Raw genomic sequence first — 25,945 nt, 5'->3', positions numbered from 1 at the left:
TTGGGCAGGTTGTCTGTCAATTTCATGACAAACCGACGGTCGGTTGACGTCAAGGTTTGCGTGTTGGTTCACGTTACCGCAGAATGCCGGGATTTTAAGCTTGACGCAGCTGGAACGGACTACTTTGGAACGTTGCTGTCATCGTGTGTGATAGGCCTGAAGGGGGGCAATCGATGAAACGCAAACCGGATTTACTATGGATTTTGGTTATTTTGTTCGGTCTGGGCGTCGTGACCACCGGGTATGCGCAAAGCCTGTGGTCGAACAAGACCGAAGCCCCGGTTGAATTTGCACAGCAGCAGCCACAAACCTTCAAGCGTTGATGCTATTTCGGCGCCGTTGATTCCAGCGGCGTCCCCTCTGCGATATACCACTTCTTATCGGTAACGGTGCCATTCAACGGCACGTCCCAGCTGGCCTGTGCCAGTCGTTCGACTTTCTGACATTCATGGGCCAGGCCCAGCAGCGTCGGCTTGCGCCACGACGAGCGGCGCGCCAGGTACGCCAGGCTGCGATCGTAAAAGCCGCCGCCCATGCCCAGCCGCCCGCCCGCATCATCGAAACCCACCAATGGCAGCAGCACCAGGTCCAGTGCCCAGACCTTGCGCTGGCGCCCGATATTGACCCGTGGCTCAAGAATGCCGAAGCGATTGGGCGCAAGTTTTTCCCGGGGACGTACCCGTTGGAACACCATCTTGGTCCGTGGCCAGGCGCTGAGCACCGGCAGGTAGGTGGCCTTGCCCCGGCGCTGGGCAGCGCGCAGCAGCAAGCGCGGATCGATTTCGCCATCCGTTGGTAGGTATAAAGCAATATGTTTGGCCCGGCGAAACAGCGGGTGCTGTGCCAGTTGCCGATACAGGCCAAGAGCTGCCTGGCGCTGCTCGCCCGGCGTCAGGGCGCGGCGGGCATTGCGCAACATGCGTCGAAGTTGCGGACGGGAAAGCGGCGCAGGTTCGGTCATGGTGTTCGGCTCATAAAACAATGCCAGTCCGGGGACTGGCATTGAGTTTGGGAATTCAGGCTCCCCGACAGAACCGCTGTCGACTAAGCCCTTGAACCCGAAAGTTCAAGGTGGAAGAAGCAGTAGGCTTTAAGGCTTTCCGTCTAGCGGACATGCACACCAGCCCAACGTGCAACTTCCAGGGTAGTGCGAATCGGCTCCGGGACATCGCCGACTGGCAAGCACGCCAGGGAGTGGGGCGAGTATACCCCAAACAGACTCGGCAATCAGCCCTTGGGTGCGTCTGAATCGCTGGAAAGCACCAGATCCACACGTTCCAGCAGGTCACGCACCTGCTCGCGTGTCGAGCCGCTGGCCTGTACGTCAGGGCGCTCCTGCTTATGCAGCAAATCGTGGGTAATGTTCAGGGCGGCCATCACGGCGATACGGTCGGCACCGATGACTTTGCCGCTGCTGCGGATTTCACGCATCTTGCCATCCAGGTAGCGGGCAGCGCTCACCAGGTTGCTGCGCTCTTCCTGGGGGCAGATGATCGAATACTCTTTGTCGAGAATCTGCACGGTGACGCTATTGCTTGAACTCATGAGTCTTGCTCCAGGGCCTTCAGGCGCGAAATCATCGACTCGACCTTACGCCGGGCGATTTCGTTTTTTTCAATGAGGTGAGCGCGTTCCTCGCGCCAGGTCTTTTCCTGAGCTAATAGGAGTCCGTTTTGACTCTTTAGTTGCTCGACCCGGGTAATTAGCAATTCGAGTCTGGCCATCAGCGCTTGCAAGTCGGCGTCTTCCATAGGGTTCCACTGGATTTGTCTGATGAATGGCAACTGCAGGATAAACGATCTGACGCCCTTGATAGTCGGGTGCGTCTGCCGGTGCTAGGATACAGCGCTTCATTCTAGACATCGCGCCGCCTGGCGCCTAGCTCATCATGCCTATTCAGAATTCCCCGTACGACGCTTTTTCCAAACTGCTGAGCTCCAGCGGTCACCCTTGCTCGCCTGCCGAACTGCATGGCGTGCTGCTGGGCCGTAGCTGCACCGGTGTCGGCTTTGACGCCGACAACTGGCTGGCCGACGTCGCCGAGCTGCTGGAAACCGAGCCTACCGAAAACGTGCGCAACGCGTTGATCGGCTTGCAAGAAATGGTTAAAGGCGAGCTGACCGGTGATGACGTCACCGTAGTCCTGCTGCTGCCAACCGATGATGCGCCGCTCACCGAGCGTGCTGCTGCACTGGGTCAATGGTGCCAGGGCTTCCTCCATGGCTTTGGCGTGAACGCCGGCGGCCTGGAGTTGAGCACCGACGCCAAGGAAGTGTTGCAGGACCTGGCAGCCATCTCCCAGGTGCAAGACGCCCTGGAAGAGTCCGAAGACGGCGAAGGCGACTATATGGAAGTCATGGAATACCTGCGCGTCGCGCCGCTGCTGCTGTTCACCGAGACCAAAAAGTCTGCTGAACCCGCAGCAGTCAAGCCGTCGCTGCACTAAGAGAGGGAACCCACCTGCCCATGATCCATATCCCCAAAGCGGAATACACCCGCCGCCGCAAGGCGCTCATGGCGCAGATGGAACCCAACAGCATCGCGATCCTGCCGGCCGCCGCCGTGGCGATCCGCAACCGCGATGTCGAACACGTCTACCGCCAGGACAGCGACTTCCAGTACCTGAGCGGCTTCCCCGAGCCCCAGGCAGTGATTGTGTTGATGCCTGGGCGCATTCACGGCGAGTACGTGCTGTTCTGCCGTGAACGCAATGCCGAGCGCGAATTGTGGGACGGCCTGCGCGCCGGTACCGAAGGCGCGATTCGCGAATACGGCGCCGACGATGCCTTCCCGATCACCGATATCGACGACATCCTGCCCGGCCTGATCGAAGGTCGCGACCGGGTGTATTCGGCCATGGGCAGCAATGCCGAGTTCGACCGGCACCTGATGGAGTGGATCAACGTGATCCGCTCCAAGGCGCACCTCGGTGCGCAGCCGCCGAACGAATTCGTTGCCCTGGATCATCTGCTGCACGACATGCGCCTGTATAAATCCGCCGCAGAAGTGAAGGTCATGCGCGAAGCCGCACGGATTTCCTGCGCGGCCCATATCCGGGCAATGCAGGCCAGCCGCCCGGGGTTGCATGAATTCAGCCTGGAAGCCGAGCTGGACTACGAGTTCCGCCGGGGCGGGGCGAAGATGCCGGCCTATGGCTCCATCGTCGCTTCGGGGCGCAACAGCTGCATCCTGCACTACCAGCAGAATGATGCGGTGCTCAAGGACGGTGACCTGGTGCTGATCGACGCCGGTTGTGAAATCGACTGCTATGCCAGCGATATCACCCGTACCTGGCCGGTCAACGGCAAGTTTTCCGCCGAGCAGAAGGCGATCTACGAAGTGGTGCTGGCCTCCCAGGAAGCCGCCTTTGCGCAGATCGCGCCGAACAAACACTGGAACCAGGCCCATGAGGCGACGGTGCACGTCATCACCGCCGGGCTGGTGAAGCTGGGCTTGTTGCAAGGTGAGGTGGACGAGTTGATCGCCAGCGAAGCCTACAAGGCGTTCTATATGCACCGCGCCGGGCACTGGCTGGGCATGGATGTGCATGATGTGGGCGAGTACAAGGTCGGCGGCGAGTGGCGGGTGCTGGAAGTGGGCATGGCCCTGACCGTGGAGCCGGGCATCTACATTGCCCCGGATAACCAGAATGTGGCAAAGAAATGGCGTGGCATAGGCGTGCGCATCGAGGATGACGTGGTGGTGACCAAGCAAGGCTGTGAAATTCTGACCGGTGGCGTGCCCAAGACCGTGGCCGAGATTGAAGCACTGATGGCGGCCGCCCGATGAGCCGGGTCAACCTGGCGATTATCGGTGGCGGCCTGGTGGGCGCCAGCTTGGCGCTGGCGTTGCAGGCCGGGGCCAAGGCTCGCGGTTGGAAGATCGTGCTGATCGAACCCTTTGCCCCCGGCGACAGCTACCAGCCGAGCTACGACGCACGTTCCTCGGCACTGTCCTTTGGCGCGCGACAGATCTACCAGCGCCTGGGTGTGTGGCAAGACATTTCCCGGCGCGCCGAGCCGATCAAGCAGATCCATGTTTCCGACCGTGGGCGCTTCTCTACCGCGCGCTTGTCGGCGCTCGAAGAGGGCGTACCGGCCCTGGGCTATGTGGTGGAAAACGCCTGGCTCGGGCAGTGCCTGTGGCAAGGCCTGGACAAGGACGTGATCAGTTGGCGTTGCCCTGCAGAAGTCAGCCGCATGGAACCGCTGGCCGACGGCTACCGCCTGACCCTCAACGATGAAACTGTCATCGAGTGCGATCTCGCGGTACTGGCCGATGGTGGCCGCTCCGGCCTGCGCGAGCAGTTGGGCATTGGCGTCAAGCAACGGCCTTACAACCAGAGCGCCCTGATCGCCAACATCACCCCCAGCGAAGCCCATAACGGCGAGGCTTTCGAGCGTTTCACCGACGAAGGCCCGATGGCCTTGCTGCCGCTGGCAGACAACCGTTGCGCACTGGTCTGGACCCGCGTCGGCATGGACGCCCAGCGCTTGGCGCAACTGGATGAACGCAGTTTTCTCAGCGAGTTGCAGGGCGTGTTTGGTTATCGCCTGGGCACCTTGAAACAGGTTGGCGCGCGCCACTTGTATCCGCTGACCCTGGTGGAGGCCGAGGAGCAAGTGCGCTCGCACCTGGTGATCCTCGGCAACGCGGCCCACAGCTTGCACCCGATTGCAGGCCAGGGTTTCAATCTGTCGCTGCGCGATGCCTATGCGCTGGCCGAGGCCCTGTTGGCCGGGCCGCAAGTGCCGGGTGACCTGGCGACCTTGCAGGCCTACCGCGAACGCCAGCGCCTGGACCAGCAGTTGACCGTGGGCTTTTCCGACCAGGTCACCCGCCTGTTTGGCAGCGGCCAGCCGCTGGTCGCCATGGGCCGCAACCTCGGCCTGCTGGGCCTGGACCTGTTGCCGCCGGCCAAGCGCTGGTTCGCCCGGCAGGCCATGGGCCTGGGCACGCGTCCCGATGCGTAAGTGGCTGACGGAGCGCCTGGGCAAGGCGCGGTTGTTGCGCTGGATCATGACCCTGTATCCGCCGTATCTGGGCGCAGGCGTCCGTGTGCAGCACATGAGCGCTGATTTTCGTCAGGTGAAGGTGCGCATGGGCCTGGGCTGGTACAACCGCAATTACGTCGGTACGCAATTTGGCGGCAGCCTGTACTCGATGGTCGACCCGTTCTACATGCTGATGCTGATGGAGAACCTGGGGCGCGACTACATCGTCTGGGACAAGGCCGCGACCATTGATTTCATCTCGCCGGGCAAAGGCCCGGTGTTTGCCGAATTCTCCATCGACCAGGCCTTGCTCGATGAGGTGCGACGGCAGACCGAGGGCGGCGAGAAATACTTGCCGCACCTCAAGGTGCAGATTCACGACGGCTCCGGCACCCTGGTGGCGCGAGTCGACAAAACCCTTTACGTGCGGCGCAAGCCGCCAGCGAGACAGGCATAAAGCATGGACATGCGCGCAGATGTGCTGATTGTCGGGGCCGGAATGGTCGGAAGCGCCCTGGCGCTGGCGTTGCAGGGCAGTGGCCTGCAGGTGCTGCTGCTCGACGGCAGCCCAATGAGCGTCAAGCCATTCGACGCCGATGCGCCGTTTGAACCGCGGGTGAGCGCCTTGTCGGCCGCCAGCCAGCGCATCCTCGACCGCCTGGGTGTGTGGGATGGCATCGCCAGCCGCCGCGCCAGCCCCTACGGCGAGATGCAGGTGTGGGATGGCAGCGGCACCGGGCAGATCCACTTTTCGGCGGCCAGTGTGCATGCCGAGGTGCTGGGGCATATCGTCGAAAACCGCGTGGTCCAGGACGCCCTGCTTGAGCGCCTGCACGACTGCGACCTGGGCCTGCTGGCCAATGCACGCCTGGAGCAGATGCGCCGCTCCGGCGATGACTGGCTGCTGACCCTGGCCGATGGCCGCACTTTGCGCGCGCCGCTGGTGATCGCCGCCGACGGCGCCAACTCGGCTGTGCGTCGCCTGACCGGCACCGCCACCCGCGAATGGGATTACCTGCACCACGCCATCGTCACCAGCGTACGCAGCAGCCAGCCGCACCAGCGTACCGCCTGGCAGCGCTTCACCGACCATGGTCCGCTGGCGTTCCTGCCGCTGGTACGAGATGGCCAGGAAGATTGGTGCTCGATCGTCTGGTCGACCACGCCAAGTGAGTCCGAACGCCTGATGGCCCTGGACGACGACAGCTTCTGCCGCGAACTGGAGCGCGCTTTTGAAGGGCGCCTCGGCAGCGTGGTCAGCGCCGACCCGCGTCTGTGCGTACCGCTGCGCCAGCGCCACGCCAAGCGCTACGTCGCCGAAGGCCTGGCGCTGATTGGTGATGCTGCCCACGTTATCCACCCATTGGCGGGGCAGGGGGTGAATCTGGGGTTCCTCGATGCCGCCGTGTTGGCCGAGGTGCTGCTAAAGGCGTGCGAGCGCGGTGAGCACTTGGCGGATGTGAAGGTGCTCAGTCGCTACGAGCGTCGACGCATGCCGCACAACCTGGCGCTGATGGCGGCGATGGAGGGCTTTGAACGGTTGTTCCAGGCTGACCAGTTGCCATTGCGCTGGTTGCGCAATGCGGGGCTGAAGATGGTCGACCAGATGCCCGAGGCCAAGGCGCTGTTTGTGCGCCAGGCATTGGGCTTGACCGGAGACCTGCCGGATCTGGCCAAGGCCTGAGGCCTTCTGTCGCACCTTAAATGGCATTCGTGCAACATCTCGTAACTCCTCCGGCCAGTGTTCGGTTGAGATGCTAAATGTGAGTCCTTATCATTTGCGCTCACTTTTCCTACGAGAGACCGCACCTATGTTGGCACCCAAGCGCCTCCTGACTGCCCTGGCACTCACCCTTATCGCCAGCACCACCGCCCAGGCGGCTGACGAAGTGGTGGTCTACTCCTCTCGTATCGACGAGTTGATCAAGCCGGTGTTCGACGCCTACACCAAGAAAACCGGGGTGCAGGTGAAGTTCATCACCGACAAGGAAGCGCCGCTGATGCAGCGCATCAAGGCCGAAGGCCAGAACGCCACCGCCGACCTGCTGCTGACCGTCGATGCTGGCAACCTCTGGCAAGCCGAGCAGATGGGCATCCTGCAGCCGTTCACCTCCAAGGTGATCGACGCCAACATCCCTGCGCAATATCGCGCTTCCAGCCACGCCTGGACCGGCTTGAGCCTGCGGGCGCGGACCATCGCGTACTCCACCGACCGCGTGAAACCGGCAGAGCTGACCACCTACGAAGCCCTGGCTGACAAGCAATGGGAAGGCCGCCTGTGCCTGCGCACCGCTAAAAAGGTCTACAACCAGTCGCTGACCGCCACCCTGATCGAGACCCATGGCGCAGAAAAGACCGAAGAACTCATTAAGGGCTGGGTCAATAACCTGTCCACCGATGTCTTCTCCGATGACGTCGCGGTATTGCAGGCAATCAACGCCGGGCAGTGCGACGTGGGGATCGTTAACACTTACTACTACGGCCGCCTGCACAAGCAGGACCCGAAGCTGGCAGTCAAATTGTTCTGGCCGAACCAGGGCGATCGTGGCGTGCACGTCAACCTGTCGGGCATTGGCCTGACCAAGTACGCCCCGCACCCGGAAGCCGCCAAGGCTCTGGTGGAGTGGATGACTACGCCTGAGGCGCAGAAGATCTTTGCCGACGTCAACCAGGAGTTCCCGGCCAACCCGGCGGTAGAACCCTCGGCTGAAGTGGCGAGCTGGGGCAAGTTCAAGGCTGACACCCTGCCGGTGGAAGTGGCGGGCAAGCGCCAGGCCGAGGCGATTCGCCTGATGGATCGTGCGGGCTGGAACTGAGTACAATTTGTAGGACGCCGCAGTTCTAGTGTGGGAGCGGCTTGTGTGGGAGCTGGCTTGCCTGCGATAGCATCACCCCGGTATCGCTGATAAACCGAGGTGTCTGCATCGCAGGCAAACCAGCTCCCACACAAGCCCGCTCCCACAGTGCTTTGTGCAGGTTTCCACATCATCCACTGCTTGAGAATTCCTTTTGGCCCACCCCGCCCAACGCCGCTGGTACCTGCCAGTCTTCACTGTCGCCGCCCTGGTGCTGCTGCCGTTGAGCGTGTTGTTGCTGTCCTGGCAAAGCATCGACACGCAAATCTGGTCGCACCTGTGGGACACCCAGATGCCGCGTCTGCTGGGCAACACCTTGACCCTGGTGCTGGGCGTCGGGGTCGGTGTAACGGTGCTGGGCGTGAGCCTGGCGTGGCTGACCAGCCTCTGTGAGTTCCCCGGCCGGCGTTGGCTGGACTGGGCGTTGATGCTGCCGTTTGCCATCCCGGCCTATGTCCTGGCGTTTGTCTTCGTCGGCCTGCTGGACTTCTCCGGGCCGGTACAAACCCTGCTGCGCGAGTGGTTCGGCACGGGCCTGCGCCTGCCGCGCGTGCGCTCCACCAGTGGCGTGATCATCGTGCTGGTGCTGGTGTTCTATCCCTACGTCTACCTGCTGGCGCGCACCGCCTTTCTGGCCCAGGGCAAGGGGTTGATGGAAGCGGCGCGGGTGTTGGGCCAATCACCCTGGCAGGCGTTCTGGCGGGTGGCCCTGCCCATGGCGCGCCCGGCTATCGGCGCCGGCGTGGCCCTGGCGTTGATGGAAACCCTGGCGGATTTCGGCGCGGTGTCGGTGTTCAATTTCGACACGTTCACCACCGCCATCTACAAGACCTGGTATGGCTTTTTCAGCCTGTCCAGCGCCGCGCAACTGGCGAGCCTGCTGCTGTTGGTGGTGATGCTGGTGCTCTACGGCGAGCGCCGGGCCCGTGGCGCCAGCCGCCCGAGCAACGAGCGACCGCGGGGCAAGGCGCTCTATCACCTGAGTGGCTTCAAGGCCGCCGCCGCCACTGGCTGGTGCGCCCTGGTGTTTGCCTGCGCCTTTGTCATCCCGATGCTTCAGCTGCTGGCCTGGTTCTGGCAGCGCGGGCGTTTCGACCTCGATGAGCGCTACGCCGGGCTGATCATGCATACCCTTTACCTGGGTGGCATGGCCGCGTTGATCACAGTGAGCGTGGCGTTGCTGCTGGCGTTTGCCAACCGCCTGGCGCCAACCCGCGCCATCCGCGCCGGGGTCAGCCTGGGCAACCTGGGCTACGCCTTGCCGGGTTCGGTATTGGCGGTGTCGATCATGCTGGCGTTCAGCTATTTGGATCGCGAGTTGGTGATCCCTGTGTCCAGTTGGCTGGGCGGTGCTGGCAAACCGTTGCTGTTGGGCAGCCTGTCGGCGCTGCTGATGGCCTATCTGGTGCGCTTCCTGGCCGTGGCCTACGGTCCACTGGAAAACAGCCTGGCGCGCATCCGCCCGTCCTTGCCGGAAGCAGCGCGCAGCCTGGGGGTCAGTGGGCCACGACTGTTTTGCAAAGTGTATCTGCCACTGTTGTTGCCCGGCACCTTGAGCGCCGCGCTGCTGGTGTTTGTCGATGTGCTCAAGGAAATGCCCGCGACCCTGCTGATGCGCCCGTTCGGCTGGGATACGCTGGCGGTACGCATCTTTGAGATGACCAGCGAAGGCGAGTGGGCGCGCGCCTCCTTGCCCGCCCTGACCCTGGTGTTGGTCGGCCTGTTGCCGGTCATCGGCTTGATCCGACGTTCGGCGCGACGAATCGGTTAGGTGTCAGTCCTACGGCTTGAGGCTACAATGCGCGGCATTCGGTGCGGCCCGTCTTTCGGGTTGGGTTGCTGATTGTGGCTGCAAGCCTTGTATTTCAAGGTGTGTAGCCCGAACAGCAACCGTCCGCACCTTCGCCACGCCCGGAAGGAGAAACCCATGGGACAGCGTACGCCTCTGTATGACCTGCATCTCGCCCTTGGCGCGAAAATGGTCGATTTTGGCGGTTGGGATATGCCTCTGCACTACGGCTCGCAAGTCGAGGAGCACCATCAGGTGCGCCGTGACTGCGGGGTGTTTGATGTTTCCCACATGACCGTGATCGATATCTCGGGCCTGCAGGCCAGGGAATGGCTGCAGTACCTGTTGGCCAATGATGTCGATCGTTTGCATGGCTGCGGCCATGCGTTGTACAGCGCCATGCTCAACGAGCAGGGCGGGGTGGTGGACGACATGATTGTCTACCGCACCGAAGAGGGTTACCGGCTGGTGGTCAATGCGGCCACCCGCGACCAGGATATCGCCTGGATGCAGAGCCAGTTGGGCAGCTACCAGGTGCAGATGCGCGAACGCCCGGACCTGGCCATGCTGGCGATCCAGGGTCCCCAGGCCCGGCACAAGATTGCCGAGTTGGTCACCCAGTCTCGCGGCGTGTTGATCCAACAGCTCAAGCCTTTCGAGGGGCGTGCCGACGGTGACTGGTTTATCGCGCGCACGGGCTATACCGGCGAAGATGGCCTGGAAATCGTCCTGCCTGCCGATCAGGCCCCGGGGTTTTTCAACGACCTGGTAGGCGCGGGCATCTCGCCCATCGGCCTCGGTGCTCGCGATACCCTGCGCCTGGAGGCCGGCATGAACCTCTACGGCCAGGATATCCACCTGAATGTGTCACCGTTGGCCGCCAACATGGCCTGGAGCATCGCCTGGGAACCCGTCAGCCGCGATTTCATCGGGCGCGCCGCCCTGGAAGCCGAGCGTGCGGCCGGGGTGCAGCTCAAACTGGTAGGCCTGGTGCTGGAAGAACGCGGGGTTTTGCGCGCTCATCAAGTGGTTCGTATCGCCAATGTTGGCGAAGGAGAGATCACCAGTGGTAGTTTCTCTCCTACGCTGAGCAAATCCATTGCCCTGGCGCGTGTACCGATGGCAACCGCCGACCGTGCCGAGGTAGAAATTCGCGGTAAGTGGTACCCGGTGCGAGTGGTCAAACCGACCTTCGTGCGCCATGGTAAAACCTTGATCTAATCTTTTCCGGGCCAATGGCCGCTGACATTTCTTTTTGAGGACACAGACTATGAGCGATATCCCTGCCGCACTACGTTTTGCCGAAAGCCACGAATGGGCACGCCTGGAAGCTGACGGCAGTGTGACCGTCGGGATCTCCGATCACGCCCAGGAAGCATTGGGTGATGTGGTTTTTGTTGAGTTGGCTGAGGTGGGCAAAGTGTTCGCTGCAGGCGACGCAGCAGGCGTTGTGGAGTCGGTGAAGGCTGCTTCGGATATTTATTCGCCAGTGTCGGGCGAAGTGATTGCGGTCAACGAGGCGTTGGCCGATGCCCCTGAGTCGCTCAATGACAAGCCGTACGAGGCCTGGATCTTCAAGGTCAAGCCAAGCAATGCCGCCGAACTGGACAAGCTGCTGGATGCCGCTGGCTATAAAGCCGCCATCGGCGAATAACACCGCCCCCTGCAGGAGCCGGCAAGCCGGCTCCTGCAAAGGTCAGGGCTTGAGCGCCTGCTTCACCGCTGCGACAGCACGCTCCACATCCGCCTTGGTCATCGCTGTAAACATCGGCAACGACACAATCAAACGCCCGACTTTTTCCGCTACCGGGAACATGCCTTCCCTGAATCCCTGTGCCCGATACAAACTCAGCAAGTGGATCGGTGGGTAGTGATAGCCGATGCCCACGCCCTGAGCCTGCATGCGCTCCATAAACGTGGCGCGGGCCGGCAGGCCATCCCCACGCTCAGGCAGTACCAGTTGGAACAGGTGCCAGTTGCTGTTTTCAAAGTCCGCAGGCGGTAATTGTGCGCCGTACGTTGTCTCGAAGTCGCTGCCAAAACACTCGAAATAATGCCGGGCCAGCGCTTGGCGATGGGCAGTTATCTGCTCGATATGGGCAAACTGGCCCAGGCCAATGGCGGCGGCGATATCGGTCATGTTGAACTTGCCGCCCAATACATCCACGTCCAGGCCATCAAACCCGCTGCGGGTCACGCCTTGCAGGCGGTACTTCTCTGCCAGGCGCGCCTCCTCAGCATTGTTCAATACCAGGCAACCGCCTTCGGAACAGGTGATGTTCTTGTTCGCCTGGAAACTGAACGAGACAAAATCCCCGGTGGCGCCAATGCGCTGGCCATCCCAACGGGAGCCCAGCGCCTGGGCGGCATCCTCGATGATCCGCAGACCGTACTTGTTGGCCAGCGCGTAAAGCATCGGCATGTCCAGCGGCAGGCCGGCCAGGTACACCGGGATGATCGCCTTGGTGCGCGGCGTAATAGCCGCTTCCAGTCGGGCCAGGTCGATATTGCGGGTCACCGGATCAATATCGGCAAACACCGGCGTGGCGCCCACCTCCAGAATCACATTGGCCGTTGCCACCCAGGAAATCGGCGTGGTGATCACTTCATCCCCCGGCCCGACACCGGCGATGCGCAAGGCAATCTCCATGGTGCAGGTGCCGGAGTTGAAGGTGCGTACCGGCCGGCCGCCAAAATATTCCGACAGCTGCGCTTCGAACGCCTGCACCTTGGGCCCGCTGGTGATCCAGCCGGAACGCAACACATCACCGACCGCCGCGATGGTGGCTTCATCAATGGTAGGTTTTGAAAACGGCAGGAAGGGCAGTTGGCTCATGACGTTGAAGGCATCCGTTTTAAGAAGAACTAAGAATAAAAGCTCATATCAACCCCGGCATCGTCGCACGGGGCAACTGAATATAGCCTGTCGTCCGTGAACGAATCGTCGAACGACGAGCGCAAAAAAGCCGCTTCATAAGCGGCTTTTTTGCGTGTCGTGTATTACTCGGCGGCGATGGCGTTCTTCGCCAGGATGGCGTTGGCCAGTTCCATGTCAGTGGCCTTCAGGCCGGGGTTGTCGGCACGCACTTTCTGCATGGCGGCTTCCAGGTAAGGGCCACGGATGCCGCCGTCGCTGGCGACGAAGCTACCGGCGTCGTCCTGGGCGGCGACTACCAGCTTGTGGTCCTTGAAGGTCAGGTACGTGGAGCCGGTGGTGGCGCCCGATGAGATGACATTACGCCAGAAGCTATCGGCCATGGCCGATCCAACTGGGAGAGAGAGCACGGCGAGGGTGGCGACAGCATATTTGAGACGCATGATGGGTGACTCCGACTGGGTTATCTGAACGGTTTGATTGTAGATAACCCAGCCTAGTTCCATGACTGACTAAACAGTTTCGATCCGTAAAATCACGCCGTCCTGACCAATCACCCGTACTTGAGCCCCTACAGGCGCATCGGGGCCGGTGACCATCCAGACGCCGTCACCGACCTTGATCTTGCCCCGACCGTCGATAATTGCCTGATGCACCACAAAGGTGCGGCCAACCAGCTCCGATCCGCGCATATTCAGCCCTGGCTGGTCGCTGGCCTTGGCACTGCTGCGCTGGCGCTTCCACCAGTACACCGCCGTCAGTATGGACAGCACGGCAAACAGCAGCAGTTGCAGTTCCAGCCCAAGCCCCGGAATCAGGAACTTGAGTACGCCAACGGCCGCCGCCGCGATCCCCATCCACAGCAGATAACCGCCGGCACCAAACACTTCAAGAATCAACAGCACCGTGCCCAGCGCCAGCCAATCCCAGAACGACAGGTGTTGCAGGAATTCCCACATGGTGCCGGCCTCAGGCTTTCTTGTTGTCGAAGGTAGCCTTGACGATTTCGCCGATGCCGCCCACTGCGCCGATGACCTGGCTGGCCTCCAGCGGCATCAGGATCACTTTGCTGTTGTTGGCCGAGGCCAGCTTGCCCAGGGCATCAATGTATTTCTGCGCGACAAAGTAGTTGATGGCCTGCACGTTACCGGTGGCAATCGCTTCCGACACGACCTGCGTAGCGCGGGCTTCCGCCTCGGCCTGACGTTCACGGGCTTCGGATTCGAGGAACGCGGCCTGACGCCCCCCTTCAGCCTCGAGGATCTGCGCCTGTTTCTTGCCTTCAGCGGTCAGGATTGCAGAAGCCCGCAGGCCTTCGGCTTCGAGGATCTGGGCACGCTTGATCCGCTCGGCTTTCATCTGACCGGACATGGCAGCCATCAAGTCGGCAGGCGGGCTGATGTCCTTGATCTCGATACGGGTGATCTTGATGCCCCAGGGAGCAGTGGCTTCATCGACCGTGCGCAGCAGCTTCTCGTTGATGCCGTCGCGCTGGCTGAGCATGGCGTCCAGTTCCATGGAGCCGAGCACCGTACGGATATTGGTTTGCAGCAGGTTGCGGATCGCATGTTCGAGGTTGTTCACCTCGTAGGCCGCCTGGGCGGTGTTCACCACCTGGAAGAAACACACTGCGTCGATCTGCACCGTGGCGTTATCGGCGGTAATCACTTCCTGGGGTGGAATATCCAGCACGCTTTCCATGACGTTGATCTTGCGACCGATGCGGTCCATCACCGGAATGATGATATTCAGGCCCGGCTTGAGCGTATTGGTGTAGCGGCCGAAGCGCTCCACTGTCCACTGGTAGCCCTGGGGTACGACCTTGAAGCCCATGAATAGGATGGCAATGGCCAAGCCTACGAAGAGAAGAAGCACTGTTCCGATCTGCATAACGATTCCTTGTCTGGTGGTGGCGGTAACGCGAGGTCTGTCGATTGTAACGGGCTTGTCGCAGATAAGAACGGTTTACTCGTTCGCAGGCGTGACCCTTAACACTTCTTCCAGGGTGGTCAGCCCCGCCGCAACCTTGTGGGCGCCCGACAATCGCAGGCTGTGCATGCCGCCCTTGAGCGCCTCGCGACGCAATGCCTGCAGATCGGTATCGGCGCTGACCAGGGCCTTCGCCGCGTCATTCATCAGCATGATCTCGTAGACCCCGATGCGTCCACGATAGCCACTTTCCCGACACTCTGCGCATCCGTTGGCCCGGTATACGCTGGCGGGGGGCGGCGTGCAGGACTGGGTGACGCTGCGCCAATCGTCCTGGTTCAGTGCCACCGGGCCTTTACAGTGCGGGCACAACCGGCGCACCAGACGCTGGGCCATGACCCCAATTAATGTGGCCTTGATCAAGTAATGGGGGATGCCCAGTTCCAGCAGGCGACTGATCGCGCTGGGGGCGTCGTTGGTGTGCAGGGTCGACAGCACCAGGTGGCCGGTCAATGCCGCCTGGATCGCCATTTCAGCGGTTTCCAGGTCGCGGATCTCGCCGATCATGATGATGTCCGGATCCTGGCGCATCAGCGCGCGGATGCCGCTGGCAAAGGTCAGGTCGATATTGTGCTGGACCTGCATCTGGTTGAAGGCGGGCTCCACCATCTCGATCGGATCTTCCACCGTACACAGGTTGACCGTGCGGGTCGCCAGCTGTCGCAGGGTGGTATAGAGCGTGCTGGTCTTGCCTGATCCGGTGGGGCCTGTGACCAGGATGATACCGTTGGCCTGGCCGGTCATATGTTGCCAGCGCTGCAGGTCATCGGCCGACAGTCCCAACTGCGGGAAGTCCTGAAGCAGCACCTGGGGATCGAAAATCCGCATCACCAGCTTCTCGCCGAAGGCCGTGGGCAGGGTCGCAAGGCGCAGTTCCACTTCGATACCCGTGGGCGTCTTGGTCTTGACCCGGCCGTCCTGGGGTTTGCGCTTCTCGGCGACATTCATCCGGCCGAGGCTTTTCAGGCGGCTGACCACGGCGGTCGTGACCTGGGGCGGAAACTGATAGACATCGTGCAGCAACCCATCAATACGGAAGCGCACGCGGCCCTGGTCGCCGCCGGGTTCGATATGGATATCGCTGGCGCGCTGGCCAAAGGCAAATTGCAGCAACCAGTCGACAATGTTGACGATGTGCGCATCGTTGGCATCGGGCTCCTGGTCGCCGGCACCCAGGTGCAGCAGTTGTTCGGCAGGGACCGCCGTGGGGGTGGTCTGGTCGGCCCCGCTGACCGACCGGGCCAGCCGGAAGAACTCCTGGGTACAACTGCGGATCGTCTGGGGGTTGGCCAGTACGCGCTTGATCGAGCGTTTCAACACGTGGGCCAGGCCGGCCTCCCACTCTCGCAGGTACGGTTCGGCACTGGCCACCGTCACGCTGTCGCGATCAAGGGCGACGGCAAGGATATGGTGGCGCTGGGCGAAGGCGTGGGACATCAGGGGCACCATGCTTGCTACGTCGATTTTCAGCGGGTCGATGCGCAGATAGGGTTGCCCCACATGACTGGCGAGCCATTGCGTCAGTTGCTCCAGGGACAGCGCCATGCCGGGCCGGGCGGGATCGGGCAGTGACTGGTTGGCAAGCAATTCCAGCGGGTGCAAGCCATTGCCCGGGGTGCGCCGCAAGCGCTCGGCCAGGGCGTTGTCGAGCATGCCGTGGGCGGTGAGGGCGGGCAGCAGTTCGTCGAGGCAAAGCCTGCGATCCTGAAGTTCTGGCGCAGCGGGCATGGTGGTTTCCTGGGCGGTTTCAAGTGGTAGCGCCAAGGCTAGTCCGGTCCTGGTTGCTGTCGCCCCGAGGGTTGTTGCCGCTTTTTACTGCGCCACTGCCTGTACGGTTTGCAGCCTCGTGGATTCAACGGGTTGCAGTTCGAGCGAGCACACGCTGATCAGGTTACGAAGTTTTTCGCCGATCACCTGGGCGCGGTGCCAGCTCAGGCCATCCATCACCACGTCGATGTTCAGCAGGTCTTCGTCGCGTGTCACGCTCACCTGTTGTGGCACCAAAAACTGCAAGGCGAAGTAATTGAGGATCCGACACAGCACATCGGGTTCAGCCTCGGCGAGGATCTGATAGCGCGCCTGGCAATGGCTGTTGCTGACTGCCCAGGCGTCGAGGCGCGTGGCTGGGCTGGCGGGGACTGAATGCATGGCCGTTCTCCGAGTTTGACTGGAGAAATTTTTACATGGGCTGTGGGGTATTTCTTATCTATGTTGGAGTGATATGCCTTATAAATGAATCAGGCAATTCGCAGAATATGGATTGAAAGGTATTTTTATGCACAGTGAGTTGGATATCTACGACCGCCGGATTCTGGCGCTGCTCCAGGAAGACGCATCGCTCTCCAGCGCGCAGATTGCCGAACAGGTCGGCCTGTCGCAGTCGCCCTGCTGGCGACGGATCCAGCGGCTCAAGGAGGAGGGGGTGATTCGAGGCCAGGTGACGTTGCTCGACCGCAAGAAAATCGGCCTTAACACGCAGATCTTTGCCGAGGTCAAACTCAACGCCCACGGGCGTTCCAACTTCACGGAATTCACCGAGGCGATTCGCGGGTTCCCGCAAGTGCTGGAGTGTTATGTGCTGATGGGGTCGGTGGATTTTCTACTGCGCATTGTCACCTCGGATATCGAGGCATATGAGCGTTTCTTCTTCGAGAAACTGTCGATGGTGCCGGGGATACAGGAGGTCAACTCGATTGTGGCACTGTCGGAGATCAAGTCTACTACCAGTCTGCCAGTGTTGCGGTGAGAGGGCGGGTGTCATCGCGGGCAAGCCCACCTTCAAACCGGTCTACTTTAGAAAGCTCGGTCAAATGTGTGTGGGCTTGCCCGCGAAAGCAATCTTACATGCGCAACAAGGTCTTCCAGGCACGGTTCTGATACACCGCAATCACCTGATGCATCCGCGCATCCAGCGACTCATCGGTGATCGGCTGGTTGGCCAGTGCCGCCAACTTGTTCAGTTCACCGTACAAGCGATCCAGTTCTGGAACCTCCAGCAGGTGACGGGCATGGTGCAGCCAGGCCTGCAGACGCTCGATGCGCGGCAGTTGCTCGGCCAGGTCTTCCGGCTGTTGCTGGTAGCGCGGCAGGCGCAGGGCGACGGCTTCGTCGGCCAGCAGGCGTGGCAGCCAGTTGGCGACCTGGGCCGCACCTTGGCGGTTGCCGCGCACATTGCGCTCCAGGGTCCAGGTGCGGGCCAGCAGCCAGCGGGACGTGTTCAGTGAGAACAGGCCCCAGCGCACGTCGGTCAATTCTTCGAGGAACTGTTCCGGCGCGGCCTTGCGCACGTCTTCATCGTCTTCACCGGCCTGGACCAGCGGGCGCCAGTCTTCCAGCAGGGCGTCGAGGGCGCTGCGCAGTTCGCTGGTGGATTGGCGTGGCGCGGCCTGGCCAAGGCTGCCGATCAGGGCGCGCATTTCGGCGAGGTTGTCTACCCAGTCCTGCAACAGGCGCCAGTGACCGTTGAAACGGTACTGTTCGGCCAGGCGCTGGCTGCTGCCCAGCAAATGCCAGGTCAGTGCGGCGAAGGCGTCGTCCAGGGGCATTTCTGGTTGCAGTTGCGGGGCCGGCAGGCTCAGGGAATAGCTGTTGGCGTCGAACAGGCGATAACCGCGCTCGGCCTTGCTGATATCGCAGGGCATCAGTGCCAGGGTCTGGGCCAGTTCGGCAGCCAGTTCCAGCAGGGCGGCAGGTTCGCCTTCGCGCAGTTCCAGCTCCAGCTCGCAGATTTCTTCCTTCTGCTTGCCGGCAATCACATGGCCCAGGTCCAGGGCGGCTTCGATCACCACCTTGGCCTTGCCACGGCCCCAGGCGATCTCGGCACGTTCACGCACGAAGTCGGTGGTGAAGATCGGCTTGAGGGTCTTTTTGTCCAGCTCGGCCAGTTGCTCGGGCCAGCATTCGCCGTCGAGTTTTTTCACGTCGAGCTTGGCCTTGGCCAGTTTCCAGTCGTATTCATTACGCTCCGACAAGCCGGCAACGCTGTGGCCGCGGGTCTTGAGGGTCTGGATCACTTCGTCGCCATCCTTGCGCAGGCGCAGGGCAACCTTGGCCTGGGCCAGGTCGCGCTCGGGGGTGTCGAAGTACTGGTTCATCAACTCACGGCGTTCCCAGCCACTTTTGTTGCGTTTTTTCAGGAGCGGGTGCTCACGCAGCGCGGCGAGGGTCTCGCGGCTGACGCGGAGCTTGATTTCGGTTTCTTTTTGCATGGCCGGAACATCCAGGATCGGGAGTGCAGCCGGGAGAATAGGTGGCTGCCAAGGTCGTGCAGTGTACAGGACTGAGCCGGGCAACGTGCCGCAACGGGTTTATTGTGCAGCGCAGATGGTTCTATGATGGGTTTCATCTGTGGAAGTTGAGAGACAGCGCATGCCTTTACCGTCCATGAAAGAACAATTTGCCGCCCTGATTGCCGCGCCCTCTGTCAGTTGTACCCAAGCGTCTCTCGACCAGACCAACCGCCCGGTGATCGACTTGCTTGCCACCTGGCTCGGCGACCTGGGTTTTGCCTGCGATATCCAGCAAGTCAGCCCCGGCAAATTCAATCTGTTGGCCAGCTTCGGCAGCGGCCCCGGTGGCCTGGTGCTGGCGGGGCACAGCGATACGGTGCCGTACGACGAAGCGCTGTGGCAGACCGATCCGCTGGAGCTGACGGAAGTCGACGGCCGTTGGGTAGGGCTGGGTAGTTGCGACATGAAGGGGTTTTTCGCGCTGGCCATCGAAGCGGTCCTGCCGCTGTTGGATCAACCGTTCAAGCAGCCGCTGCTGATTCTCGCCACCTGTGATGAAGAAAGCTCCATGGCCGGCGCCCGCGCCCTGGCTGCAGCCGGACGCCCGCTGGGGCGTGCCGCGGTGATTGGCGAGCCCACAGGCCTCAAGCCGATCCGCCTGCACAAAGGCGTGATGATGGAACGCATTGATATCCTCGGCCGCAGCGGCCATTCGTCGGACCCGAGCCTGGGCCACAGCGCCCTCGAAGCCATGCATGACGCCATGGGCGAGCTGCGCGGCCTGCGCCTGGCCTGGCAACGGGAGTACCGCAACCCACAGTTCAGTGTGCCCCAGCCGACCTTGAATTTCGGCTGCATCCACGGTGGCGATAACCCCAATCGCATTTGCGGCCAGTGCTCCCTGGAGTTCGACCTGCGGCCCTTGCCCGGCATGGATCCCCAGGTGTTGCGCGAGGCCATCCGCCAGAAACTGCGGCCCATCGCCGAGCGCCATCAGGTGCAGATCGACTACGCGCCGCTGTTCCCCGAAGTGCCGCCCTTCGAGCAGCCTGAAGACGCCGAACTGGTGCGGGTCGCGGAACGATTGACCGGTCATCGTGCCGAAGCAGTAGCGTTCGGCACTGAAGCGCCTTATCTTCAGCGCCTTGGTTGTGAAACCCTGGTACTCGGCCCTGGGGACATCGCCTGCGCCCACCAGCCGGGCGAGTACCTTGAAATGTCACGCTTGACGCCTACAGTGCGTCTATTGCGGGAATTGATTGAACATTACTGTCTCAAGCCTGCATAAATTAACCCCATTGCATCCCGTACTTAAAAGGAGAGCGAGCGTGTCGCCAAGCCTGTTCCGACGATAACCATCAGCCCGCTGTGCGTTTAGCGATTCATCCTTTTTTGGCTGCTTTTTATTACAGGCCCAGGTTTTATGCCCGAATACGTCAATTGGCTTCGTCACGCTTCGCCCTACATCAATGCCCACCGTGACTGCACCTTTGTGGTCATGCTGCCGGGTGATGGTGTGGATCACCCCAACTTCGGCAATATCGTCCATGACCTGGTGCTGCTGCACAGCCTCGGCGTGCGCCTGGTACTGGTGCATGGTTCGCGCCCGCAAATCGAAACCCGCCTCGCCGCTCGCGGCCTGACCCCGCATTACCACGATGGGATGCGCATCACCGATGCCGCGACCCTGGAGTGCGTGATCGACGCGGTCGGCCACCTGCGTATCGCTATCGAAGCGCGGCTGTCCATGGACATGGCGTCCTCGCCGATGCAGGGCTCGCGCCTGCGGGTGGCCAGCGGCAACCTGGTGACCGCGCGGCCTATCGGCGTGCTGGACGGCATCGACTACCACCATACCGGCGAAGTGCGCCGGGTCGACCGCAAGGGTATCAATCGCCTGCTCGACGAACGCTCCATCGTCGTCCTGTCGCCCCTGGGCTATTCGCCGACCGGGGAGATTTTCAACCTGGCCTGTGAAGATGTGGCCACCCGCGCCGCCATCGACCTGGGCGCCGACAAGCTGCTGCTGTTCGGTGCCGACCTGGGCCTGATCGACGAAAATGGCCGGCTGGTGCGCGAACTGCGTCCGCAACAAGTACCGGCGCACCTGCAGCGTCTGGGCAACAATTACCAGGCCGAACTGCTGGATGCGGCGGCCGAGGCCTGTCGTGGGGGCGTGGGGCGCAGCCATATCGTCAGTTATGTCGAGGACGGTGCGCTGTTGACCGAGCTTTTTACCCGCGACGGCGGCGGTACCCTGGTGGCCCAGGAGCAGTTCGAGCTGGTGCGTGAGGCGGCGATTGAAGACGTCGGCGGCTTGCTGGACCTGATCAGCCCGCTGGAAGAACAGGGCATTCTGGTACGCCGCTCCCGGGAAGTGCTGGAGCGGGAAATCGAGCAATTCAGCGTAGTGGAACGCGAAGGCATGATCATCGCCTGCGCTGCGCTGTACCCGATTGCCGACTCGGATGCTGGCGAACTGGCGTGCCTGGCGGTCAATCCGGAGTATCGCCATGGCGGCCGTGGCGATGAGCTGTTGGAGCGCATCGAAACCCGCGCCCGCACCCAAGGCTTGAAGACCTTGTTCGTGCTGACGACCCGCACCGCCCACTGGTTCCGCGAGCGCGGCTTTGTGCCGAGCAGCGTGGATCGCCTGCCGTCGGCGCGGGCCTCGTTGTACAACTTCCAGCGTAACTCGAAGATCTTCGAAAAGACCCTGTAAACACGGTATTCGGTACACCCAATACCTAATGTGGGAGCGGGCAAGCCCGCTCCCACATTCTTTGTCCGGGTTTATTCTTTGATGAATTTTCCGGTCACATAGGCCGAATAGTCCGGTAACACGGTCTCTACTTTCCCTTGTTCCTTAAGAAATTTCGCCGTCTCCCCAATGGCCTTGGCTGTCCCACCATTGAGCAAGGCGTCGGTTCGCTGCGCCTGTGCATCGGGGAAGGTGCTGCCTTCCAGCAGTTCCGGGATATCCGCAGCATTTGCACCTGTCAACCGAGCGATCTTTTGCACCGGGGCGGAATCCACCGTCCAGCTGCTTTTATTGGCGGCATAGTCGGCAAACGAATCCAGGGTGATCTTGGCAAACTTGGCCACGACCTCCGGATGTTTCTCGGCAAAGTCCTTGCGCACTACCCACACCTCGAACGTCGGCGCGCCCCATTGGCCCACCTCGGTGGCGTCGGTCAACGTCTTGCCGGTCTTGCGGATTTCTCCCAGGGCCGGCGACCAGACAAAGGCGCCGTCGATATCCCCGCGTTTCCAGGCTGCGGCAATTTGCGCCGGTTGCAGGTTCACCACTTTCACCTGGCGGGTGTCCAGGCCCCAGTGTTTCAAGGCCCCGAGCAGGCTGTAGTGGGATGTGGAGACAAAAGGAGTGGCAATGGTTTTGCCGATCAGGTCCTTGGGTGCGTCAATTTGGCTACCGTTACGCACTACCAAAGCTTCAGAACTATTGATTTGAGCCGATACGATGAACGCCACAATGGGTAGATTACGGGATGCGGCGGCCGCCAACGGGCTGGAGCCGAGATTGCCGATCTGCACATCGCCTGAGGCAATCGCGGTGATGACTTGCGGGCCACTGTTGAAGCGGCGCCAGTCGATTTTCTCGCCAATGGCTTGTTCGTAAAGACCATCGGCCTGGGGCACTTTGCTCGGATCAATGCCGGTCTGGTAGCCGATGGTGAGGTTGGCTGCCTGCACGCCAATAGAAAGTGTAAGCGATAGTAAAACTGTAACAAATTGACTAGAGGATGCGCGTTTGGCCATGATGGCGTCGCCTTTTTGATCGTGAGTGACGTGTGCAAGATTCTGCTCACACTAAACGATCTAAAAAATGGCCAACAAATACCCTTTGGGAATTAGCTTATGGAGCGATACCCCACTGCGGGCTAGTTGCTCCATGGAAAGTGTTATTCCTGAATAGTATGAAAAAGGATGAAATAATTCTTTTTGGGTGTATGAAAAACTCATTACCCTGCAAGGACCAAATCAACTGCGGTTAGACGAAAGTAGTAGACACACAAGGTTACGATTGACTTGTCAGTCACTATCTGGCGCTAATCGCGCATCTGTGGATCGAGGGCGTCAGACCCGAGACCAAAGAACTACAAAAATTAGAAACGAGAGGAGCGGTACATGAAGAAGTCCACATTGGCGTTCGCCATCGCGGCTGGGGTTTTGGCTCAGCAAGCAGGCGCCGCTGGTTTTGTTGAAGACACCAAGGCATCCGTCAGTTCTCGGACCCTGTATTTTGATAACGATCAACGCGAAGGCGGTGCTGACCAGCGCGAAACGGCCACTGGCCTGAAGTTCAACGTCCAGTCTGGTTTCACTGAGGGCACCGTTGGTTTTGGTATTGATGCCCAGGCATTGGTCGGCATTCACCTGGACGGTGGCCGTGGTCATCACCCAGACAACAACTCTTTCGTTCCAAGCGACACCGACGGTTCGGCTGTGAGCAATTGGAGCAGCGCGAGCGCCAACGTCAAAGCCCGCTTCTCCAAGACCGAAGCCCACCTGGGTGGCGCTCTGGCGCCAAACCTGCCGATTCTGATTGCAAGCGACGGCCGTCTGCTGCCACAGACCTTTGAAGGCGGCACTGTCACTTCCAAAGAAATCGACAATGTGACGTTTAACGCCGGTCAACTTGAGCACGCCACCGGCCGTGCTTCGACCAACAGCACGGGCCTGTCTATCGCGGGCGCTACTCAGGAAAGTAACCAGTTCCGCTTTGGCGGTGCTGATTGGAAGGTCACCAAAGACCTGACCTTGCAGTACTACTACGCCAACCTGGAAGACTTCTATAAGCAACACTTCCTGGGCCTGGTTCACGTCTACCCGATCACCGAAGGTCAGTCGTTCAAAACCGACGTGCGCTACTTCGATAGCAGCTCCGACGGCAAGAATGGCCAGGCTGGCTATCAGTTCAGCAACAACGGCGGTTACGCGAAGGACGCTGGCGAGGTTAATAACAAAACCTGGAGCGCCATGTTCACTTACACCTTGGGTGGCAGTGCGTTCCTGCTGGGTCACCAGCGCGTCAATGATGATGGCGGTTTTGTCTGGATGAACCAAGGCAACGTTGTCGACGGCAATGGTCGTAACGAAGGTGCCGGTGGTTCCAGCTTCTACCTCTTCACCGATAGCATGATCAACCCTTTCGTGCGTGCGGGTGAAAACACCACCTTCGGTCAGTACTCCTATGACTTCGCTGCGTTGGGCGTTCCAGGTCTGAAAACCTCGATTGTTTACCTGCGTGGCGACAACATCAAAGCCAAGAACGGTGGCAGCGACCAGTCCGAGTGGGAGCGCGATATGCGCATCGACTACACCATCCAGCAGGGTGCCCTGAAAGGCTTCGGCACCACGCTGCGTCACGGTGTCTATCGCGGTAGCGGTACCGGCGTTCAGGACCAGGATCAGACTCGTCTGATCTTTAACTACACTTACAGCTTCCTGTAAGCCAAGTTAAGAAAAAAACCTCGCGTTTATCGCGAGGTTTTTTTTTGCATGATGGCCCACGTGCAGACTCTTCATATTCATTTATCATCTAAACAAATCGATATTTATTCTTTTTAAATTACTCCAGGCACAGGCACAGTGGGTTCCATAAGCACCCATCAGGAGCCACACCATGAGCCTCAGACTGGGCGATATCGCCCCCGACTTTGAACAGGATTCCAGCGCCGGCAAGATTCGTTTCCACGAGTGGCTGGGCGACAGCTGGGGTGTGTTGTTTTCCCACCCGGCGGACTTCACCCCGGTGTGCACCACCGAGCTGGGTTTTACCGCCAAGCTCAAGGACGAGTTCGCCAACCGTGGGGTCAAGGCCATTGCCCTGTCGGTGGATCCGGTGGACTCTCACCACAAGTGGATCGAGGACATCAACGAGACCCAGCACACCGTCGTCAACTTCCCGATCCTGGCCGATGCCGACCGCAAGGTCTCGGACCTGTACGACCTGATCCATCCCAATGCCAATGACACGCTTACTGTGCGTTCGCTGTTCGTGATCGACCCGAACAAAAAGATTCGCCTGACCATCACCTACCCGGCCAGCACCGGGCGTAACTTCCATGAAATCCTGCGGGTCATTGACTCGCTGCAACTGACCGACAACTACAAGGTCGCGACGCCGGCCAACTGGCAGGACGGTGATGAGGTGGTGATCGTGCCTTCGCTCAAGGATGAGGACGAGATCAAGAAACGCTTTCCCAAGGGCTATCGTGCGGTTAAGCCCTATCTGCGGCTGACCCCGCAGCCCAACCGGTAACCCGAATCCAATGTGGGAGCGGGCTTGCTCGCGAATGCGGTGGTTCAGCAAGAAATGTGCTGACTGATACGCCGCAATCGCGAGCAAGCCCGCTCCCACAAGTTAATCGCATTTCAGGACTCACATAGCAGGGGTTTTCAGGCCGTTTCGACGGCCTTTTTTTTCGCCCGCCGAATGCTCTTTCTCATATGCAATTTAAGAATAAACAAATGAATAAATAAGATTTATAGATATATGAATCTGCTGATATGGTCTGTTCCATCTTGGCGCCATCGCTGCACTGCGAACCGCCGACACTTGCTCAAGGAAACTCCAGATGCTGGTCGTAACACTTGGTGGCAGTCCCAGTCAGCGTTCCCGCTCCGGGGTCTTGCTGGATCATTCCCGGCGCTGGTTGCAGCAGCAAGGCGTGGAAGTGGTGAGTTATCAGGTGCGGGACTTCCCGGCCGAAGATTTGCTGTATGCCCGCTTTGACAGCCCGAAGGTGCTCGACCTGCTGGCCCAAGTGGCCAATGCCGATGGTCTGGTGATTGCCACGCCGGTGTACAAGGCCTCGTTTTCCGGCGCGTTGAAAACCGTCCTCGACCTGCTGCCGGAACGGGCCCTGGCCCACAAAGTGGTGTTGCCCATGGCCACCGGCGGCAGCATTGCCCACATGCTGGCAGTGGATTACGCCTTGAAACCGGTGCTGTCGGCGCTGAAAGCCCAGGAGCTGCTGCATGGGATTTTTGCCGAAGACAGCCAAATTGCCTACGGCGAAGGCAGTGCCCAGGCGCAGTTGGTGCCGATCCTTGAGCAACGCTTGAGCGAAGCCCTGGAGCAGTTCTACAGCGCCATGGCTCGCCGCCCGCAACCGCTGGACCCCCATGTGTTGAATGAACGTTTGTTGAGTGCTCGCTGGAGCATCTAAGCCGAACCCGAATACCAG

At 60.7% G+C, this 25,945-nt stretch carries 27 protein-coding genes and 1 other RNA gene; 16 read left to right on the top strand and 12 right to left on the bottom strand.

Annotated elements, in window-relative coordinates; all coding sequences use genetic code 11:
• Positions 1–173: 173 nt before the first annotated feature.
• Complete coding sequence (locus tag K1X80_RS27630) at positions 174–323, top strand: hypothetical protein (protein ID WP_143110453.1); 150 nt, start codon at positions 174–176, stop codon at positions 321–323.
• A gap of 2 nt (positions 324–325) precedes the next feature.
• Here K1X80_RS27630 and K1X80_RS27625 read toward each other — a convergent pair whose 3' ends face one another.
• The 4 genes from K1X80_RS27625 to K1X80_RS27610 all read right to left on the bottom strand — a co-directional run bounded on the left by K1X80_RS27625 (position 326) and on the right by K1X80_RS27610 (position 1,751).
• Complete coding sequence (locus K1X80_RS27625; protein WP_128593635.1) at positions 326–961, bottom strand: 5-formyltetrahydrofolate cyclo-ligase; 636 nt, start codon at positions 959–961, stop codon at positions 326–328.
• Between the two features lie 57 nt (positions 962–1,018).
• A non-coding RNA gene (gene ssrS / locus K1X80_RS27620) (6S RNA) lies at positions 1,019–1,197 on the bottom strand.
• Positions 1,198–1,227: 30 nt separating this feature from the next.
• Positions 1,228–1,545, bottom strand: coding sequence for a cell division protein ZapA (locus K1X80_RS27615; protein WP_010207385.1), 318 nt, complete (start codon positions 1,543–1,545; stop codon positions 1,228–1,230).
• The gene (locus K1X80_RS27610) at positions 1,542–1,751 is read right to left on the bottom strand and encodes a TIGR02449 family protein (protein ID WP_057440444.1); all 210 of its coding nucleotides are present in this window, start codon (positions 1,749–1,751) and stop codon (positions 1,542–1,544) included. The genes K1X80_RS27615 and K1X80_RS27610 overlap by 4 nt, the downstream gene beginning before the upstream one ends.
• 137 nt (positions 1,752–1,888) lie before the next feature.
• On the opposite strand from K1X80_RS27610, the gene K1X80_RS27605 reads away from it, so the two are divergent.
• The 9 genes from K1X80_RS27605 to gcvH all read left to right on the top strand — a co-directional run bounded on the left by K1X80_RS27605 (position 1,889) and on the right by gcvH (position 11,292).
• Complete coding sequence (locus K1X80_RS27605; RefSeq protein WP_057440443.1) at positions 1,889–2,446, top strand: YecA family protein; 558 nt, start codon at positions 1,889–1,891, stop codon at positions 2,444–2,446.
• Between the two features lie 20 nt (positions 2,447–2,466).
• Entirely contained in the window at positions 2,467–3,789 is a 1,323-nt protein-coding gene (gene pepP, locus K1X80_RS27600) for a Xaa-Pro aminopeptidase (RefSeq protein WP_057960940.1), read from the top strand.
• Positions 3,786–4,973 carry a 2-octaprenyl-6-methoxyphenyl hydroxylase gene (gene ubiH / locus K1X80_RS27595; protein ID WP_057960939.1) on the top strand — a complete coding sequence of 396 codons (1,188 nt, stop codon included), beginning with the start codon at positions 3,786–3,788 and terminating at the stop codon, positions 4,971–4,973. The genes pepP and ubiH overlap by 4 nt, the downstream gene beginning before the upstream one ends.
• On the top strand, positions 4,966–5,451 hold the full coding sequence (locus K1X80_RS27590) for a DUF4442 domain-containing protein (RefSeq protein ID WP_057444198.1): 486 nt from the start codon (positions 4,966–4,968) through the stop codon (positions 5,449–5,451). The genes ubiH and K1X80_RS27590 overlap by 8 nt, the downstream gene beginning before the upstream one ends.
• A gap of 9 nt (positions 5,452–5,460) precedes the next feature.
• Positions 5,461–6,678, top strand: coding sequence for a 2-octaprenyl-3-methyl-6-methoxy-1,4-benzoquinol hydroxylase (locus tag K1X80_RS27585; RefSeq protein ID WP_164844859.1), 1,218 nt, complete (start codon positions 5,461–5,463; stop codon positions 6,676–6,678).
• Between the two features lie 127 nt (positions 6,679–6,805).
• The gene (locus K1X80_RS27580; protein WP_057440441.1) at positions 6,806–7,810 is read left to right on the top strand and encodes an extracellular solute-binding protein; all 1,005 of its coding nucleotides are present in this window, start codon (positions 6,806–6,808) and stop codon (positions 7,808–7,810) included.
• Positions 7,811–8,003: 193 nt separating this feature from the next.
• Positions 8,004–9,620, top strand: coding sequence for an iron ABC transporter permease (locus tag K1X80_RS27575; protein WP_186624979.1), 1,617 nt, complete (start codon positions 8,004–8,006; stop codon positions 9,618–9,620).
• Between the two features lie 156 nt (positions 9,621–9,776).
• Positions 9,777–10,859 (top strand): glycine cleavage system aminomethyltransferase GcvT, encoded by a 1,083-nt coding sequence (gene gcvT / locus K1X80_RS27570; RefSeq protein WP_120734314.1) that lies wholly within the window; start codon positions 9,777–9,779, stop codon positions 10,857–10,859.
• A gap of 49 nt (positions 10,860–10,908) precedes the next feature.
• Positions 10,909–11,292: a glycine cleavage system protein GcvH gene (gene gcvH, locus K1X80_RS27565; protein WP_057440440.1), complete on the top strand. Its 384-nt coding sequence runs from the start codon at positions 10,909–10,911 to the stop codon at positions 11,290–11,292.
• Between the two features lie 42 nt (positions 11,293–11,334).
• Here the strand turns inward: gcvH and K1X80_RS27560 are convergent, their stop codons facing one another.
• The 6 genes from K1X80_RS27560 to K1X80_RS27535 form a co-directional block, all read right to left on the bottom strand.
• A complete protein-coding gene (locus K1X80_RS27560) occupies positions 11,335–12,474 on the bottom strand; it encodes a DegT/DnrJ/EryC1/StrS aminotransferase family protein (RefSeq protein WP_057960935.1) in 1,140 nt (379 codons plus the stop codon).
• A 164-nt stretch (positions 12,475–12,638) separates the two neighbouring features.
• A complete protein-coding gene (locus tag K1X80_RS27555; protein ID WP_057440438.1) occupies positions 12,639–12,956 on the bottom strand; it encodes a DUF2388 domain-containing protein in 318 nt (105 codons plus the stop codon).
• 69 nt (positions 12,957–13,025) lie between these two features.
• Positions 13,026–13,472, bottom strand: a complete 447-nt coding sequence (locus K1X80_RS27550) for an NfeD family protein (RefSeq protein ID WP_057440437.1) — start codon at positions 13,470–13,472, stop codon at positions 13,026–13,028.
• Positions 13,473–13,482: 10 nt separating this feature from the next.
• Entirely contained in the window at positions 13,483–14,403 is a 921-nt protein-coding gene (locus K1X80_RS27545; protein WP_027608388.1) for an SPFH domain-containing protein, read from the bottom strand.
• Between the two features lie 75 nt (positions 14,404–14,478).
• Complete coding sequence (locus K1X80_RS27540; RefSeq protein WP_169960087.1) at positions 14,479–16,230, bottom strand: GspE/PulE family protein; 1,752 nt, start codon at positions 16,228–16,230, stop codon at positions 14,479–14,481.
• An 84-nt stretch (positions 16,231–16,314) separates the two neighbouring features.
• Positions 16,315–16,650 (bottom strand): hypothetical protein, encoded by a 336-nt coding sequence (locus tag K1X80_RS27535; RefSeq protein ID WP_057960933.1) that lies wholly within the window; start codon positions 16,648–16,650, stop codon positions 16,315–16,317.
• 127 nt (positions 16,651–16,777) lie between these two features.
• On the opposite strand from K1X80_RS27535, the gene K1X80_RS27530 reads away from it, so the two are divergent.
• Positions 16,778–17,248 carry an Lrp/AsnC family transcriptional regulator gene (locus K1X80_RS27530; protein ID WP_057440435.1) on the top strand — a complete coding sequence of 157 codons (471 nt, stop codon included), beginning with the start codon at positions 16,778–16,780 and terminating at the stop codon, positions 17,246–17,248.
• Positions 17,249–17,342: 94 nt separating this feature from the next.
• Here K1X80_RS27530 and K1X80_RS27525 read toward each other — a convergent pair whose 3' ends face one another.
• Positions 17,343–18,710 (bottom strand): inorganic triphosphatase, encoded by a 1,368-nt coding sequence (locus K1X80_RS27525; protein ID WP_057960932.1) that lies wholly within the window; start codon positions 18,708–18,710, stop codon positions 17,343–17,345.
• 160 nt (positions 18,711–18,870) lie between these two features.
• On the opposite strand from K1X80_RS27525, the gene argE reads away from it, so the two are divergent.
• Together argE and argA are read left to right on the top strand one after the other, a co-directional pair.
• Positions 18,871–20,019 carry an acetylornithine deacetylase gene (gene argE / locus K1X80_RS27520; protein WP_115129237.1) on the top strand — a complete coding sequence of 383 codons (1,149 nt, stop codon included), beginning with the start codon at positions 18,871–18,873 and terminating at the stop codon, positions 20,017–20,019.
• 135 nt (positions 20,020–20,154) lie between these two features.
• The gene (gene argA / locus K1X80_RS27515) at positions 20,155–21,453 is read left to right on the top strand and encodes an amino-acid N-acetyltransferase (protein WP_032858930.1); all 1,299 of its coding nucleotides are present in this window, start codon (positions 20,155–20,157) and stop codon (positions 21,451–21,453) included.
• Between the two features lie 71 nt (positions 21,454–21,524).
• Here the strand turns inward: argA and tauA are convergent, their stop codons facing one another.
• Positions 21,525–22,511, bottom strand: a complete 987-nt coding sequence (gene tauA, locus K1X80_RS27510) for a taurine ABC transporter substrate-binding protein (RefSeq protein WP_120734310.1) — start codon at positions 22,509–22,511, stop codon at positions 21,525–21,527.
• Between the two features lie 369 nt (positions 22,512–22,880).
• Here tauA and K1X80_RS27505 point away from each other — a divergent pair, with 369 nt between their 5' ends.
• The 3 genes from K1X80_RS27505 (at position 22,881) to ssuE (ending at position 25,927) form a co-directional block, all read left to right on the top strand.
• Positions 22,881–24,206: an OprD family porin gene (locus K1X80_RS27505; RefSeq protein ID WP_198791885.1), complete on the top strand. Its 1,326-nt coding sequence runs from the start codon at positions 22,881–22,883 to the stop codon at positions 24,204–24,206.
• A 172-nt stretch (positions 24,207–24,378) separates the two neighbouring features.
• The gene (locus tag K1X80_RS27500) at positions 24,379–25,017 is read left to right on the top strand and encodes a peroxiredoxin (protein WP_057960929.1); all 639 of its coding nucleotides are present in this window, start codon (positions 24,379–24,381) and stop codon (positions 25,015–25,017) included.
• 316 nt (positions 25,018–25,333) lie between these two features.
• Entirely contained in the window at positions 25,334–25,927 is a 594-nt protein-coding gene (gene ssuE / locus K1X80_RS27495) for an NADPH-dependent FMN reductase (protein ID WP_057440432.1), read from the top strand.
• The last annotated feature ends 18 nt before the right edge of the window (positions 25,928–25,945 follow it).

Origin of the sequence: Pseudomonas sp. So3.2b, from assembly GCF_019464415.1 — a bacterium.
In the GTDB taxonomy this organism is placed as follows: domain Bacteria; phylum Pseudomonadota; class Gammaproteobacteria; order Pseudomonadales; family Pseudomonadaceae; genus Aquipseudomonas; species Aquipseudomonas shahriarae.
Note: the sequence above shows the minus strand (reverse complement) of the source record. Positions and strands in the feature narration are given on the sequence as shown.

Coding starts and splice junctions, on each gene's coding strand:
- K1X80_RS27630 (WP_143110453.1), top strand. CDS start 174: ATGAAACGCAAACCGGATTTACTATGGATTTTGGTTATTTTGTTCGGT.
- K1X80_RS27625 (WP_128593635.1), bottom strand. CDS start 961: ATGACCGAACCTGCGCCGCTTTCCCGTCCGCAACTTCGACGCATGTTG.
- K1X80_RS27615 (WP_010207385.1), bottom strand. CDS start 1,545: ATGAGTTCAAGCAATAGCGTCACCGTGCAGATTCTCGACAAAGAGTAT.
- K1X80_RS27610 (WP_057440444.1), bottom strand. CDS start 1,751: ATGGAAGACGCCGACTTGCAAGCGCTGATGGCCAGACTCGAATTGCTA.
- K1X80_RS27605 (WP_057440443.1), top strand. CDS start 1,889: ATGCCTATTCAGAATTCCCCGTACGACGCTTTTTCCAAACTGCTGAGC.
- pepP (WP_057960940.1), top strand. CDS start 2,467: ATGATCCATATCCCCAAAGCGGAATACACCCGCCGCCGCAAGGCGCTC.
- ubiH (WP_057960939.1), top strand. CDS start 3,786: ATGAGCCGGGTCAACCTGGCGATTATCGGTGGCGGCCTGGTGGGCGCC.
- K1X80_RS27590 (WP_057444198.1), top strand. CDS start 4,966: ATGCGTAAGTGGCTGACGGAGCGCCTGGGCAAGGCGCGGTTGTTGCGC.
- K1X80_RS27585 (WP_164844859.1), top strand. CDS start 5,461: ATGCGCGCAGATGTGCTGATTGTCGGGGCCGGAATGGTCGGAAGCGCC.
- K1X80_RS27580 (WP_057440441.1), top strand. CDS start 6,806: ATGTTGGCACCCAAGCGCCTCCTGACTGCCCTGGCACTCACCCTTATC.
- gcvT (WP_120734314.1), top strand. CDS start 9,777: ATGGGACAGCGTACGCCTCTGTATGACCTGCATCTCGCCCTTGGCGCG.
- gcvH (WP_057440440.1), top strand. CDS start 10,909: ATGAGCGATATCCCTGCCGCACTACGTTTTGCCGAAAGCCACGAATGG.
- K1X80_RS27560 (WP_057960935.1), bottom strand. CDS start 12,474: ATGAGCCAACTGCCCTTCCTGCCGTTTTCAAAACCTACCATTGATGAA.
- K1X80_RS27555 (WP_057440438.1), bottom strand. CDS start 12,956: ATGCGTCTCAAATATGCTGTCGCCACCCTCGCCGTGCTCTCTCTCCCA.
- K1X80_RS27550 (WP_057440437.1), bottom strand. CDS start 13,472: ATGTGGGAATTCCTGCAACACCTGTCGTTCTGGGATTGGCTGGCGCTG.
- K1X80_RS27545 (WP_027608388.1), bottom strand. CDS start 14,403: ATGCAGATCGGAACAGTGCTTCTTCTCTTCGTAGGCTTGGCCATTGCC.
- K1X80_RS27540 (WP_169960087.1), bottom strand. CDS start 16,230: ATGCCCGCTGCGCCAGAACTTCAGGATCGCAGGCTTTGCCTCGACGAA.
- K1X80_RS27535 (WP_057960933.1), bottom strand. CDS start 16,650: ATGCATTCAGTCCCCGCCAGCCCAGCCACGCGCCTCGACGCCTGGGCA.
- K1X80_RS27530 (WP_057440435.1), top strand. CDS start 16,778: ATGCACAGTGAGTTGGATATCTACGACCGCCGGATTCTGGCGCTGCTC.
- K1X80_RS27525 (WP_057960932.1), bottom strand. CDS start 18,710: ATGCAAAAAGAAACCGAAATCAAGCTCCGCGTCAGCCGCGAGACCCTC.
- argE (WP_115129237.1), top strand. CDS start 18,871: ATGCCTTTACCGTCCATGAAAGAACAATTTGCCGCCCTGATTGCCGCG.
- argA (WP_032858930.1), top strand. CDS start 20,155: ATGCCCGAATACGTCAATTGGCTTCGTCACGCTTCGCCCTACATCAAT.
- tauA (WP_120734310.1), bottom strand. CDS start 22,511: ATGGCCAAACGCGCATCCTCTAGTCAATTTGTTACAGTTTTACTATCG.
- K1X80_RS27505 (WP_198791885.1), top strand. CDS start 22,881: ATGAAGAAGTCCACATTGGCGTTCGCCATCGCGGCTGGGGTTTTGGCT.
- K1X80_RS27500 (WP_057960929.1), top strand. CDS start 24,379: ATGAGCCTCAGACTGGGCGATATCGCCCCCGACTTTGAACAGGATTCC.
- ssuE (WP_057440432.1), top strand. CDS start 25,334: ATGCTGGTCGTAACACTTGGTGGCAGTCCCAGTCAGCGTTCCCGCTCC.